The organism is Rheinheimera sp. F8 (genome assembly GCF_001518915.1).
The window spans coordinates 2340418-2355407 of record NZ_CP013656.1 but is presented as its reverse complement, the minus strand read 5'-3'; the positions used below and the strand labels follow the sequence as shown (position 1 = coordinate 2355407).

General features: G+C 53.6%; 10 protein-coding genes. 1 reads left to right on the top strand and 9 read right to left on the bottom strand.

Annotated features, from left to right (window positions below; all coding sequences use genetic code 11):
- Positions 1 to 10 precede the first annotated feature (10 nt).
- The 5 genes from ATY27_RS10525 to ATY27_RS10505 form a co-directional block, all read right to left on the bottom strand.
- Positions 11 to 2530 carry a TonB-dependent receptor gene (locus ATY27_RS10525; protein WP_208930612.1) on the bottom strand — a complete coding sequence of 840 codons (2520 nt, stop codon included), beginning with the start codon at positions 2528 to 2530 and terminating at the stop codon, positions 11 to 13.
- 207 nt (positions 2531 to 2737) lie between these two features.
- Positions 2738 to 4360 (bottom strand): glycoside hydrolase family 3 N-terminal domain-containing protein, encoded by a 1623-nt coding sequence (locus ATY27_RS10520; protein ID WP_208930611.1) that lies wholly within the window; start codon positions 4358 to 4360, stop codon positions 2738 to 2740.
- A 6-nt stretch (positions 4361 to 4366) separates the two neighbouring features.
- The gene (locus tag ATY27_RS10515; protein ID WP_208930610.1) at positions 4367 to 5140 is read right to left on the bottom strand and encodes an ATP-binding cassette domain-containing protein; all 774 of its coding nucleotides are present in this window, start codon (positions 5138 to 5140) and stop codon (positions 4367 to 4369) included.
- Positions 5133 to 6098: an ABC transporter permease gene (locus tag ATY27_RS10510; RefSeq protein ID WP_244151264.1), complete on the bottom strand. Its 966-nt coding sequence runs from the start codon at positions 6096 to 6098 to the stop codon at positions 5133 to 5135. The genes ATY27_RS10515 and ATY27_RS10510 overlap by 8 nt, the downstream gene beginning before the upstream one ends.
- Positions 6095 to 7174 (bottom strand): substrate-binding domain-containing protein, encoded by a 1080-nt coding sequence (locus ATY27_RS10505; RefSeq protein ID WP_208930609.1) that lies wholly within the window; start codon positions 7172 to 7174, stop codon positions 6095 to 6097. Before ATY27_RS10505 ends, ATY27_RS10510 begins: the two co-directional genes overlap by 4 nt.
- Before the next feature lie 183 nt (positions 7175 to 7357).
- Here ATY27_RS10505 and ATY27_RS10500 point away from each other — a divergent pair, with 183 nt between their 5' ends.
- The gene (locus ATY27_RS10500; protein WP_208930608.1) at positions 7358 to 8590 is read left to right on the top strand and encodes an ROK family transcriptional regulator; all 1233 of its coding nucleotides are present in this window, start codon (positions 7358 to 7360) and stop codon (positions 8588 to 8590) included.
- Positions 8591 to 8595: 5 nt separating this feature from the next.
- Here ATY27_RS10500 and ATY27_RS10495 read toward each other — a convergent pair whose 3' ends face one another.
- The 4 genes from ATY27_RS10495 to ATY27_RS10480 form a co-directional block, all read right to left on the bottom strand.
- Positions 8596 to 10728 (bottom strand): polysaccharide biosynthesis tyrosine autokinase, encoded by a 2133-nt coding sequence (locus tag ATY27_RS10495; protein ID WP_208930607.1) that lies wholly within the window; start codon positions 10726 to 10728, stop codon positions 8596 to 8598.
- The gene (locus ATY27_RS10490) at positions 10728 to 11261 is read right to left on the bottom strand and encodes a polysaccharide biosynthesis/export family protein (protein ID WP_208930606.1); all 534 of its coding nucleotides are present in this window, start codon (positions 11259 to 11261) and stop codon (positions 10728 to 10730) included. Before ATY27_RS10490 ends, ATY27_RS10495 begins: the two co-directional genes overlap by 1 nt.
- Entirely contained in the window at positions 11255 to 12397 is a 1143-nt protein-coding gene (locus tag ATY27_RS10485) for a hypothetical protein (protein WP_208930605.1), read from the bottom strand. Before ATY27_RS10485 ends, ATY27_RS10490 begins: the two co-directional genes overlap by 7 nt.
- Positions 12398 to 12661: 264 nt before the next feature.
- The gene (locus ATY27_RS10480) at positions 12662 to 14740 is read right to left on the bottom strand and encodes a methyl-accepting chemotaxis protein (RefSeq protein WP_208930604.1); all 2079 of its coding nucleotides are present in this window, start codon (positions 14738 to 14740) and stop codon (positions 12662 to 12664) included.
- Positions 14741 to 14990: the final 250 nt, after the last annotated feature.

Here is a 14990-nt window from a genome sequence, read left to right as displayed (position 1 = left end):
ACTATCCTTGTCAGAAGTCGTAACCAAACCGCACGCCGTACATCCGTGGCGGGTTATAAGTGGAGCGGATAAAACCATCGCGGAACTGGAAGTAATTGGCATTGCGCACAATCTCGTCGGTCAGGTTGCTACCGTAAGCTTCCAGCCACCAGTTGCCCTGCGCCGGCAATAACCGCACGCTGGCGTCGATTTTCCAGTAAGCGTCCTGCGCATCCGATAAATGCGCGCCGTCATAGTTGTTCAGCGAGGTGTACATTTTGCTTTGCCAGTGCGCGGTGATCTGCGGTTCCAGCGCATAACCCTGCGTCAGCTCCAGCGTATGTTTCAGCGTCAGACTGGTGGACCAGTCCGGTGAATACGGCAGGCTGTTGCCACTAATGTCGACTTTACCGGCGCAAGGCTTCTGGCCATATTCCAGCCGTTCACTGCAGTAATAAGCATCTTCAAACGGAATATCCTCGACCCGGGCATTGAGCCAGGCGACATAACCAGTCAGGCGGCCGCCCACCCAGGGAATATAATCCAGTTCCAGTTCCAGACCTTTTAACGACGCTTCGCCAATGTTGGTGGTGACGTTATGAGTCTTTTCACTGCCATCCGGCCGGGTGCCGACTTTCTGATTGTTGGTGACCTGCATATCGGTGTAGTCGCTGTAAAACAGCGCCACCGACAGGTTCATCTTGCCGTCCAGCAGACTGCCTTTATAACCGGCCTCGTAGTTCAACACTTCTTCCGGCCCATATGGCAGGTTGGAGTACTGACCACAGTCACAGATGTCGAAGTCTTCGAAGAAACCACCGGCTTTAAAGCCTGTCGCGACAAAGGCGTATAACAGGTCGTTGTTATCGAGGCGATAATCGGTGCCGAGTTTCCAGGTGCCTTTTTGCCAGTCTTCACTGGCGTATGTGCGCCGGCCAGCAGTTAACACCTGACCCAGTGGTGGATATGTGCCCATGTCTTTGGTCAGGCTGTCGCCCTGAATGCTGCCACTTTTGGTTGGGTCATATTTACCGTTGTAGTATTTGTCGCTGAACACCAGTTCATAACCGACGCCACCATTATCGATTTTCTCGTCACGGGTCTGGCGGTAACCAAAAGTCACCTGCTGTTTATCGGTCAGCTGATAGTCGAACTGGCCAAAAACGGCATCTGCGTTGGCTCGCCGGTCGTCCTGCGGATAAGAAAATGCCGCCGGATGATAACCAAGCGCGGAATGGCGCAGGCCGTGCACCAGCTCGACATCAAATTTGATTTTGTTTTTCTCGCGCATCGAAAACACACCGGTGACAAATTTCAGATCGGCGCTGGAATAAGTGAACTGCAGCTCGTGGATGGTCGATTTAAACTGCGCATCGGTGCGGGCATAACGGTCAAACAACAACGGATGACTGAAGCTGTCGAGCTTGGCACGGCTTGGCGCGGCGGCAAAACCGGCATCTTCGTCAAACAGCTGATAACGTTCCTGATCCGCCACGCTGAAACGGTAGTCAGCGCTCCACATATCGTTGATCAGCCAGTTCAGGTGTGAACGTGTGGTGTCGATGGTCATATCCATGTCGCCCGGCACGTTGATGTTGGCGTAGAACTGTTGCTGCGTACATTGGTCAACAGTACCTTTGGCCTGCTTACAGTCTTTTAAAAACAATTCACCGGCGCTTTTATCGGCAAAGTGTTCGAGGGTCAGATCCCAGGTCAGGCTGTCGGTTGGTACCCAACGCGCCAGCGCCCGGACCGCCTGTTTGTCGGCATTGCTGTAGTAGTCTTCTTTGCCAACGCGGCGGTTTTCCCGCTGGTCGGTGTCCGGCCGGCCATCAGCGACCATTGGCTTACCGGTAAATGGATCTATAATATCCGGTCTGTTGATATCCCGCACGTCATAATCCTGTTGGATATAGCCATCGCGGCGATCTGCCATCAATGCAAAACGCAATGCAAAGCGGTCATTGACGGCGATGTTGGTCAGGCCGCGCAGTTGTTTATGCGCATAGTTGCCGTAACCGAGCACCACGCTGGAGTAAGAATCTGAGGTGTCCGCTTTATTCGGGATCACGTTGATGGAGCCACCGGTAGAGTTGCGGCCAAATAAGGTACCTTGTGGACCGCGCAATACTTCAACCTGCGACACGTCGTACAGCAACGCCAACGCCCCTTGTGGCCGTGGTGAATAAATTCCGTCGATATGCACGCCGACTGCCGGATCGCCGATTTCAGTATTGTTACCGGAGCGCACCCCGCGAATGGATGCCTGAATACCGGAATCGGTACCAGAAACGACAAACTGGGTATTCGGAATACTGGTGGTCAGTTCACGTAATTCTTTGATGCCGCCGCGGGTCAGTTGATCCTGGCTAATCGCCGTGATTGCGCCCGGCGTTTCCATCAGATAGGTTTTGCGTTTACTGGCGGTGACCGAGATCCGTTCAATTTTGCCGTCGTCAGCGCTTACATTTTTGTTACTTTGCGCCACTGCAGTGCTGCTTAACAATGCAGCGGCCACGCAACAGCCCAGGTAAGTGATTTTGCCGTTCATCTGTAGTACCCCGTGTATTTTTATTGGTTTTGGACAGTTACAGCGCTAGCAATATCAACAAGTTACTACACAACCCCAATGCTTCCCGACATCAGAACTGCAACATTATTGTCTTACCTTTGCTGCTTAAATTTTAGTCTATTTGCTTTACTAATTATTTGTCAATTGTTTTGACTATTTATTCCATTAAAATAAATTGCGATTTATTTACAAATTTATGGCAGGTTCTGCCGGCAGTGTAACGGGCTGAGCCAATAACATGGCGGTGGCCGCCAACGCACTGCAACGCCGGCTGGAATAGCTGCACAGGTAAGTTTGCAGTTGTGGATAAGCGCTGAGTTCAGTGTCAGATCGCAGCGCCAGCAGCAGCACCTGCCCACCCCAGGCTTGCAGACATTGCTGTACCCGCTCGCGCTGACGTGGCAGATTGAGCCGGCTGCCCGGCAAAGGATAGTCTTCGCTCAGCAGCAGCAACGGCAATTCCGGACGTTGACCGCGTTCCAGCCAGCCGGCCAGCACAGGCCAGCTCAGCACTTCCACTTGAGCGCCGGCCTGTTGCAGCGCTGCCTGCAGCACGCTGCTTGCCGGTACCGCGTCGTTCGGACCAATGCCGCGGCTATTGCGGATCTGCGTATATTCCGCAGGATCGGCCATGCAGGCCAGATAAAATGGCTGCTGTAGCGGCAGCATCCCGGCCTCATCCCGCAGCACCCGACAAGCACGGCGGGCCGCTTCTGCAGCAACCGCGGCACCATCCGGCACTGGCCGGATTTTGGGCTCCGCCAGCTGATAACGCAGCAACAATACCCGCTGCAATGCGGCATCAATCACACCAGGCGCCAACTCGCCGCTTTGCACTGCCGCAATCACACCCTCGATGGTCTGACGTTGCAACGTCTGATAATCAGTGACGGCATTTTCATAGTGCTCTTCGCTTAACATAATCATGTCAGCACCAGCGCGCAGCGCCTGCACCGCGGCCTCTACCGGGCCATAGTGGCGGCGCATCGCCCCCATGTTCATACTGTCGGTCAGGATCACGCCATCAAACCCCAGTTGCTGCCGCAGCAAACCGGTCAAAATTGACGGCGACAACGTGGCCGGAAACTCAGCATCCAGCTGTGGATAACAGATATGGCTGGTCATCAGTAACGGCACGCCAGCCTCGATCGCCGCCACAAAAGGCTGCAAATGTGTATCGAGTAATTCGGTCAGCGCCAGATCCACTACCGGCAGGCCATTGTGACTGTCGGTCGCGGTGTCACCATGACCCGGAAAATGTTTGGCGCAGGCCAGCATGCCGGTCTGTAAAATCGCTGTCACTGCAGCACTGCTGTGACGTGACACTAAGGCAGGTTCAGCGCCAAAAGAACGCTGGCCGATGATAGGATTATCCGGATTGCTGTTCACATCGACGCAAGGCGCCAATAAAGTGTTGTAACCCAGCGCCTGCATTTGTAGCGCCATACTTTGATACTGCTGTGCGGTCAGCGCCACATCATCAACCACACCCAGTGCCAGATTGCCGGGGCCTGTGTCGGTAAAATCGGTCAACACACTCCAGGCTCCTTCCTGATCAACACCGAGGATCAGCGGCGCATCGACGCTGCGCAGTGCTGCCAGTTTCTGTAGCTCCAGATTCAGCGCGGCCGCTTGCTGTGGATCGGCGGCATTGTCGTCGGTCAGATAAAAACCACCGATCTGATATTGCTCGACCAACTGGCGGGCATAAGCCAGGTCCGGCCCGGCAAACGCCAGCATAAACAGCTGACCGACTTTATGTTCCAGCGACAGGCTGTCGATCAGCTGCCGGATGCGATGTTTCATCATTGCTCCTCAGGCGGCCAGCGCCGCACCGGTAATAAGTGCCACCAGATGTTCTTTGGTCACGTCGCCAAGCGCGACATCGGCCACCGAACAGCCCTGATACAACACCACGGCCCGATCGCAGGTTTCCAGCACATGCTGCATGTTGTGACTGATTAACAGCACCGCCACGCCCTGGGAGCTAATCAACCGGATCAGCTCGTTCACCTGCGCACTTTGCTCAACACCAAGCGCTGCGGTCGGCTCATCCATGATCACCAGATCAGCACCCCAGTTCACAGCACGGGCGATGGCTATTGCCTGGCGCTGACCGCCGGACAGACTCTGCACCCGGGCACTAAAATCCGGCATCCGGCTATTCAGCCGATGCAGCGATTTACGCGCTTGCCGCGCCATCGCCGCTTTGTCCAGCCAGCCGATAGCACGCAGCAACGGGTTTTTGCTTAGAATTTCCCGGTTTAAATACAGGTTGGTGGCGATATCAAACTCCGGCACCATCGCCAGATCCTGAAACACCGTTTCGATGCCAAGGGCGCGCGCCTGCTGTGGATTCGCCAGTTGTACTGCCTGACCGTTAAACAGGATGTCACCGCGGTCCGGCTGATGTATACCGGCCAGACATCGCACCAGCGTGGTTTTACCGGCACCATTGTCGCCAAGCAGTGCCACCACTTCGCCTTTTTGAATCGAAAAACTGACGTCTTTTAACGCCTGGACCGCGCCAAAAGCTTTGCCAAGATGGCGGATCTCTAAGGCGACCTGTCCCAATGCATTCCTAACCATTTTTCATCTCCCGCACACCAATCGCCACCGCCACAATCAGGATCACGCCACGCGCCACCATTTGCTCATTGGTAGAAAAACCTGACAGGATCAGGCCGTTATTAATCATCCCCATCAGCCAGGAACCAAGCACAGCGCCCAGAATGCAGACCCGTCCGCCAAACAGGCTGGTACCGCCAATCGCTACTGCTGCGATCACTGTCAGCAGATCCGCTTCACCCAGCGTATAACGCGCCCCCTGCAGCCGGCCTGCGTACAACAACCCCGCCAATGCCGCACCAGTGGCCGAAATCATCAACGCCTGCACCCGCAGCCGTTGCAATGCAATGCCCATTGCGCGGGCCGCCTGCGGCTGCCCACCCACCGCCAGTAAATGCCGGCCAAAACGCAGTTTATTCAGTAACAAATAGCCCAGCAGTGCCACCGCGACTGTCCACAGCAATAAGGTTGGGATACCCAACAGCTCGCCGCCGCCAAACCAGAAAATAAAGCCATCATGCAGCACCGGTACTGATTCCATGCCAGTCAGCTGCCGCGCCACGCCGGCCAGCACACTCATAGTGCCGAGCGTGATTAACAGGCTGGAAACCTGTAATTTTTCGGTCAGCAGGCCATTGATAAAACCCACCGCCGCACCTAGTCCCAGGGCTGCGGCCGTCGCGACCAACACGCCATACTGCGGCAGCAATAGAGCCGCGACTAAAGCACTGACCGCCACCACGGCGCCGATCGATAAATCGATATGACCTACCGCCAGGGCGAAACACAGCGCCACCGCCATCACAGTCACCGGCGTAGTCTGGCGGACAATATTGAGTAAATTGTCGAGGCTCAAAAATGCGGTGTCGTGCAGCAGCACTGCAAAAAAACTCAGTACAATCAGAAAGATGTAATAGATATAAGCGTCGCGGCGCAGCAGCAGCTGCTTCAGCATCGTCGCCTGGGTCTGAGTGGTCATCGGCTATTCTCCGTTGCGATGAAAGGTTGTAATACCGCCGGCAACTGACTATGAAAAGCACGTAACCAGCCTTCACTGATGTTGTGGCGATGTACGGTGTCAAATGGCACCAGCGTCAGCGCCGGTGTTGGCTGTTGCAGTTCAGCCAGTAATGCCACTTTGGCCATGGTCTGGCCAATCAGATAGGGTTGGTCGGCGATCGTCGCCAGCATGTTACCGTCACGCGCCAAATCCAGCAGATTGTTGACGCCAAGATCATGGGTGACCACACGGATATCCTTGCGCCCGGCAGCTCGCAGAGCTTCCAGCACGCCTTCGGCGGCGCTGTCCCATGACACATAAATCAGCTCTGTTTCCGGATGTTGCAGCAGCAATGCCGCCGCAACATCGCTGGTTTCCTGTTCGCGGACAAACCCCTTCCGTGCGACCAGCTGCAACTGTGGATGCGCCTTCAGCGCATTCGCGAAGGCTTGATCACGGGTGTTGGTGATGAAATAGTCGGCATCATGAAAAATCATCCCAACTTTAACCGGCTTGTTGCTGTATTCCGCCAACACCGATGCCGCGCGACGGCCCATACCAATCATGTCGTCAGTAACAATGCCGGCATAGTCAGCCGGATGCTGGAAACCGGCAACCGGATTACTCAGCAGCACCAGTTTTGCACCCTGCTTCGCCGCCCGTTGCAGGCTGCTTTTGACACTGGAAGGGTCAATCGCCAACGTCAGAATAAAATCCGGTTGCATCGTCGTGACATTTTCAATGTCCGCTACCTGCCGGGCCGGATCAAAGTTCGCATCGGTGACAGCGACTACATCGACACCGGCTGCGGTAAATTCTGCGCGGGCGCCAGCAGTGACCGCATTGATCCAGGCGCTGGAGCCGTGCCAGACCAGTGCGGCCCGGCGCTTCGTCGTTTTAAGTTGCTGCTGCTGAGCCGGCGTCAATATCACCTGTTCAGCGCGGGCTGCAGTGGTTAAATCCAGTGCCGGCGTCGCCGCGCGGACCGGCAGGCTGAGGACTGGCAACAGGCACATCAGTGCGAATTGCCGCCACTGTGGTTTTTTTTGTTTCACTCGACACCTTTTATTCACAACTTTGATAGATTGGTTATATTCCAACCAGCATCATTAAGTCAATCATTTTTACTAATAACTTTAAGCCGACAAATTGTTTGCGTTTGACGACGCTTCAGGTCAAGAATGACGGTCGATCTCCTGGCACGTAGTTCGTGCACAAACGCCAGACAAGGCCCTTGCATGAAAGGCTCTAACTCTAAACAAAACAAATCGTTAAATCTTCGGCTGGTACTGTCACAAGTGGCCACCCAAGGTCCGTTGTCGCGTGCCGATCTGGCGCGGGCCACGGCATTAACCAAACAGACCATCACCAATCTGGTTGATGAGCTGATCGCGCATCAACTGGTGATTGAGACAGGCCAGCTGAAAGTGGGCGTTGGCAAGCCATCGACGATGCTGATGCTGAATGGCCCGGGGTTGTTTAGTCTTGGCATCCGCGTCTGGCCGACCCGGATTGAACTGGCCTTAAGCGATTTAACCGGTCAGTTGTTACAGCATCAGACCCAGTCCCGGCAAAATGATGTCAGCCTGATTAGTCAGATCGGTCAGTTCAGTACGCTGTTTTTGCAGCAGTCGGCGCACAACCACAGTCAGCTGCTGGGTGCCGGCCTGACCATAGTATCGGCCTCAGTCAGTGAGCCGGAGCAGCGCCATCAGGAATTACAGCTGCTGCAACAACAGCTTGCCACTGCTTTGCAGCTGCCGGTTTGTGCCGCCCACACAGCGGCAGCCTGCGCGGCCTGGCAACTGCTGCATGGCGAGGCACGCCAGCTCAACAGCTTTTGTTATATCCATCTGGGCCAGCAAATCGATACGGCGATTGTATTTGAACGGCGGTTATTGCAGGGGCAACATGGCTTAACGGGGGCGTTGGGTGAGATTTTTGTCACGCCGGATCAGGATCACAGCAATGGTGATTTTGGCCGGCTGAATGATTTTGCTTCAGTGCGATCGCTGCAGCAATTTGTCGATAAAAAACTGCCTGGACTGCTACTGGATTCCGCGGACGGCTTTGACCGTCTCGCCATGCAGGCCGACAAACTGACCCCCTGGTTTGACCGCGCGACCGAACCGATGCGGGTGGCTATTCATACGCTGGAGACTCTGTTTAACTGCCAGACCATTATAATTGGCGGTGAAGTCAGTACCTGGTTTCTCGATAAACTGATCAGCAAATTGCGGCCATTCATTCCATCCATCGCGCAATATGGCCCGCGTGATGTACCGAGGCTGATTAAAACGCCACAAGTAGAGCAAGTGGCGATGCAAGGACTGACGGCGCTGCCGCTACATGCTGCGCTACGACCGGATCAAGCCCGGCAGGTCCTATTGCCCCCACAGGCGCAGCTGGATCCGCGGCAACAATTGTTATTTAGTATGGACAGTGCGGACACCGCAGAGGACGAACAATAAGCCAATCAGGCACGGCGTAAATTATCATGCAGCAGCTGACGCAGCGCGGACGGTTGTTTGGCGCGGGTGGCGGAGGTAGCGTAGTAGTTGGAGGTATCGTTTTTCACCCGGTTCAGGATCACGCCACCAATATTGACGCCTGACTGCGATAACAAATCCATTTTGGCGGCGAAGTCTACCAACGGCGTTTTTTTCACGTCCACCACCAACTCCAGCTTACCAACACATTTGGCCACCACCATCGCGTCCGACACCGACAAAATCGGCGGACATTCGATAATGACCCGGTCATACTTTTTCGCCAGCACTTTAAGCACCGCATCAAAGCGTGGCATCGACAGAAATAACAGCGGATTCATCGGCCGGATGCCGGATGGCAGGACATCGGCGTTCAGCTCTTTGCTGTAAAACACACATTGCTCAAAGGTATGGGTCTTTGCCAGCAGGTTGGTCAGGCCGGGCCGGTGCGGATTTTCTCCCAGCGCTTCGGCCAGTGCCGGAAAACGCAGATCAGCGTCGATAATGATCACCCGTTCCAGCTCAGAAAACGATTTAGCCAGCTGCAGACAAATACTCGATTTACCTTCATTGGGTGAAATTGATGTCAGCGCCAGCAATCGCTGCGTACCTAGTTGTTTATCCAGTAAAATATTGGTCCGTAATGACCGGATGTATTCCTGATACAAGGTGTATTGTTTGCCGGATTGCTGGATCACCGGCAGATTGCGGTCGATGCCTTTGATGCGGATTTGTGGCACCACGCCGAGTAACTTATAGCCATAACGCGTCGCGATATGCCGGTACTTCGAGGTGACATCGGCAAAAAAATGCAGGCAAAGCACCAGAAATACCGCACTGATAATGCCCAGAACAAAAGCGGCAACCGACAATAACAGCCGTTTAGGCCCTATTGGTTTGACCGGGACTATCGCCGGGTCGACCACAAAAATACTCGATGTTTTATTGATGTCTTTCATCAGTTCGGTTTCTTTCATTTTGTCCGACAACGTGGTCAGCAAATGCAGATTGGCCTGAATTTCAGCTTCGAGTTTTTTATGCACTTGTCCGACTCCAACCAGTTGCTCCAGTCGGGTGGTTGCAGCGTCAGCTTTCACTGCGATTTCCTGCAGATTGCGTTGTAAATCGCGTTGGCGGATTTGGAAATTGCCAGACAGTTTGTTCACTTCGCTGTTGAGCTGCTGGCTGGTCACTTCTATTTTGCGATTGGCGGCAATATAACGTGGGTGTTTCTCCAGATAACTGAGCCGTAGCTGGGCAAATTCCGCCTGTTGCATCGCCAGTTGTTGTTGCAGCGAGGCGATCACCGGCACTGCGGCCACCTCAGCGATATTGATCAGCGCTTCATAGTTCTGGCCCGCCTGTTGAATTTTATTCAGCAGAACAGACAGCTCATCGCTTTGTTTTTGCAGCAGGCGGCGCTCACTGAATAGCTGTGCGATTTCCTGCTTACTCAGTTCTATATCGCTGCTGATATCGATAATATTGCGTTCCTGCCGGAACTGCTGCAGCTTTTGCTCCGACTCGGTCAGCTTCAGCCGGACATCGTCCACCCGCTCTTTAATCCAATCGTTCGCCTGATGATTGTGCTGCTGCATCAGGCCGGTCTGATAATTCATGAAATGGGCAGCCAGCTGATTCACCACCTCTGCAGCGATAAATGGATTGTGGTGTTTATAGGAAATTTGTAACAACGTAGTTTTTGGTACTGCGGCCACGGATAGATCCGCCAGCAATGCCTGCACGTCATCCCGACGCATATCGTTCGGTAAACCAAGTTCAAGATCGGCCGGCAGATTCTTCACCACGTCCTGGGCAAATTGTGTGGAGGTCAACAGTTTAATTTGTGTATCAAGTTCATCGTTACCACCGCCCATCCCCGGGATCAGCGATTGCAGCGGATTGGCCGACAAGCCGCCTTTGATCATCAGCGTGGTGTCGGCGCGAAAAACCGAAGGCAATTGCGACACAAACGCAGTGACCAGCGCAAAAATGACTGTGGTGATCAGCACAATCAGCCAGCGCCGGGCCGACAGGATGGCCAGGATGACACTTAATTCAATCGCATCATTGGCCTGTTGTACCTGCTGCTGTTGCTGTTGTTGCTGCTGTGCCTGCATCAAAAAAAGCTCTTATCGATTTTAATCACATCACCGGGCAGGATGATCGTGTCCGAGCTGGCTTTAAACGTTGCTTTATCCGCACCACGCTGGATTTGCCAGGCACTGCGCGAAGCCCGGTCCAGCAAGCCGCCTGACAGCGCAATGGCCTGTTCCAGTGTGATATCCGGCTGATACGAATAGCTGCCAGGATTTCGCACTTCGCCATAGATGAAAAACGGTCGATAGCTGTCGACCGTGATCGAAACACTCGGTGCAACCAGATAACCATCTTTCAGCCGTTGTTCCAGATATTCTTTGGCGCTTTGCTGGGTATGACCGGTCAGCCGGATACTGCCCAGTAAAGGCATATCTATAAACCCCTGCTGGCTGATCTCAGCTGTCACCGACAGATCCGGTTCCAGATAAACACTGATTTTAATCGAGTCGCCGGGACCGAACTTGTAGCTTTGTAACCCCGGCGCAGCCGGAGTCTGTGCCTGCACAGATGCGAGCAATAACAGGCTCAGGAAAGCACTACACCACTTCACCATGACCAGCTGACCTCAGCCAGCAATTCGGCACGGTTGCGATCCGGTTGCTGTTGTTGGCGTTGATGCACCTGACTGAGTTGGACCAGGCTTTGCCATTGCTGTGCCCACTGCCAGCGCCAGCCTGCACTGAGCGCACTGCGGGTTCTGCGATAATCGCCCTGATCAAGACGGGACGTCAGCTGGCTGAGTTCAGCGCTGAACTGATGTGACTGATCATATTGCCAGCGCACACTGGCCGCATGACGGGTATCGAGCTGGCTGACACTGGCCGTAGCATAAGACAACACAGAGTTGCGGCCGCTTTGCAGTTGAAGCTGCCAGCGCTGGTCAAACTGCCAGAGGTTATCCAGCTGCCAGTAACTGCCCGTCGATTTTGCCAGTTGATTTGCCGGATAACTGCGCGAAAACCGGCCACCGGTCAGGCGGAAAAACTGCTGGCCGGTCCATTGCACAGCGAGACCGCCACCATATTGAGTCAGGTCGGTGCTTAGTTGATTCTGTTGTTCCTGGCGTCTTGCGACATCCAATACCAATGCGATATTTTCGTTAAGCTTGTGGCTGTATTGCGCTTCAGCAAAATCACTGTCTAAAGTGGAATAGCGTTGCTCACGGACATCTTGCTGACGTCGGTCTGTGCCAACAGTGACGCGCAGATTCTGGGTATCAGGTGCCCGGCCAAAACCAAGTGCAGCCTTTGCGCCGGATTGCTTTGCCAGTAAGGCCTGCTCTGCCGCTGACAAAAATTCTGCCGCGCTATCCCCGGCCAGATGCTGGTCTTTGCGTAAGGTCGCCTGTAACGACAGATCGGTTTGTGGTGTCAGAAACAAGCGTAATTCTGGCTGCAACTGATACAGCGTTTGCGCTAAATCGCTGGTGTCCCTGTAGTGTTGGCGGCTGATTTGCAGCGGCATTTGCAGACCATAACCTTCAAACAAACCAAGCCAATCCCAACGGATGCCAGCGATACCACTTTGGTCTGACTGACGCTGAATTGCGGTATTGAATAGATTGTTATTACTGTGCACACCAAGGAAGGCACTGAGCTCGTTGTGAGCCTGATCCCAGTCAGCGGCGACGCTTTGCGCTGAGGTGATTAAAAAAAGCGGTACAAATCCGACTAAATACGACCTGTTCATGCAAAATGCTCTTGAAAAATAAAATATCCATATTTTCCTTTTATTTTTCCCTTACCGCATGGTAATGGAGAACGAAAAAAAAACAAAGCCTTTATCCTGCGTCCAGCGCATTAAAATCGTGTAAAAATATTGATCACATCAGCCCATTCAGGATCGTCTGCAAATATGACGGAAAACGGCTTTTATATCAGTCAGGCGGCCAAAACAAAACGGCCAGATTGATACCACTCCGGCCGTTTTTTTTACGCAGCGCTGCGACAGGGCTCAAATCCGAAACTGCGCGACCACCTGATTTAACGCAGAAGCGGAATTATCCAGCTGACGGGCTTCCCCCGTTAGTTCCAGTGCATGCTCCGCGGTATTATCAACCAAAGCCGTGATCGCGGTCAGGCTGCGGTTAATATCATCAGCCACAATCGTTTGTTGCTCGGTTGCCACCGCAATCTGGGTGCTTTGTTGCTGCACAACCATGATAGCCGCGCTAATCGCAGTTAATGATTGTTGCATCGCCCGGGCGCGTTCCGCACTGACCTCAGTCTGACTGCGGCCCAATTGCATCACGTCTTCTGCCTGCTTGGCGATATGTTGCAGTTTTTCCACCATCCGGCGGATATCATCAGTACTTTCCCGGGTGCGTCCTGCCAATGAACGGACTTCATCAGCCACGACAGCAAAACCGCGGCCTTGCTCGCCGGCACGGGCCGCTTCGATAGCAGCATTTAATGCCAGCAGATTGGTCTGTTCAGCGATGCCTTTAATGACGTCGACCACAGTACCGATATTTTCAGATTCTTTGGCAAGTCCAACTACAACATCCACGGCAGATACCATGCTTTGATTCAGCGATTCCATATCATTGACCGCCAGCTCAGACAATTTCGCGCCTTGCTGGCCACGCACCTCAGCATCCGCTGCGGCCTGGCTGGTCGATTGCGCGTTTCGGCTGATCTCCTGCACGGTCGCGGCCATTTCCGTCACTGCAGCTGACACCGAGTCGATCTGCACCTTCTCGTGCTGGATCTCCTGATTGGTCAGCCCAACCACCTGGTTCAGGTGTTCACTGGACAATTTGACCTGTTCCGCCTGCTGTTGCGTTTGCGCCAGTGATTGGCGTAATTTGCTGACGAAAGTATTAAAATGCCGCGCCAGCGCGCCCACTTCATCCTGCTGTGCAATATCGATGCGCCGGGTCAGGTCACCATCGCCGCTGGCAATATCCTGCATAGCATGGGTCAGTTGTTGCAATGGTTTGGTGATGACCCCGGTCGTGATCATGATACTCGCCGTGATCAAGGCAAGGATCAGCAGCGCACCAAAGATTGACCACTGCACCGTCGATTCAATCGGCGCGTCGATTAACGCGGCTGGGATCAGGATACCAACCAGCCAGTTCATCTGCGGAAAATCGCGGCTGACCGGCTGGTAAGCAACATAATAATCCACCCCATTCAGCCGGACCTCGGCAAAACCAGCCTGGCTTTGCTGTGCCGCTTTCGCCAGCACAGCAAAACCGCTGCTATTTTTGTCTTTGTTATCCAGCCCCTGGATCGGGTCATTGGCTTTGGTCGTGATACCCGCCCGTCCGGAGAAATGCACAATCTGGCCTTTGCCATCGAGTAAAAACGGCAAGCCCTCACCCTGATAGCGAATGGTTTCCACTTTATCCCCGACTTTATTGATATGCAGATCCAGGCCACCAACACCAAGCAAAGTGCCATCCGGCAGGTACACCGGACCTTCCACGACGGCTGAGACGATGCCGGTGGTAAAATCGGCCGACGGTGAACCGACGAAAAACTTATTGTGCTTCATCGTCTCAATGTACCAAGGCCGTTGACTGGCGAAATAACCTTTGTCCACCACCCCTTTGTCTGGCCCATCCACGTCAACACCAGTCCTGGAGTCTTCGCGGAAATACTCGTCAGAACGGGTCAGCGCAAAAAATGCCGACAGGATATTGGCGTCGCCAGCGCTTATGGTTTTAAACGTCTGATTAATTTGCGGATAACCCTCAGCAGTTGCCAAATCGGTGCCACGCCCCGGATATTGTAAAAACCACTGCTGAAACTGTGGACTGTGTAAAAATGTCTTTGCGACCTGCGCATATTCCGCAAAGAACTGGCCCACAGCGACAGATTCTTTCTGCATCAGGCTATTTGCCTCTGCTTCCACCTGCGCTCTGGTTTGCGCCGCGATATGCTGGATCACCAGAAATGCAGCAACTGCTAATAAAATGGCCGTGGAGCCACCGACAGCAAACAAAATTTTCTTTTTTATTGATGTTATTTTTTGATACAACATAAAACCCCCAAACAAGTGCCGCTCCATCAAATCACAACGCATGAATTAAATCCAGCAGTTCAAATCAGACAATTAAATATATGATTCATAAGAATTAATTGAATTAGAAAGTCAGAATTCGCACCAATTCGAAGCATCTGAGCTGAATTGCATGACGACAGGCACAAAAATCGGGCATAAATCTGTACCAGCCGCGCTGTTTTGGCGCAGCAGATTTGCTTGCTCCGAACCGATCGCCGGCTTTTCAGGCACAACCGGCATGTAATAGCGCCTTAATCACTCAGGAGCGCCC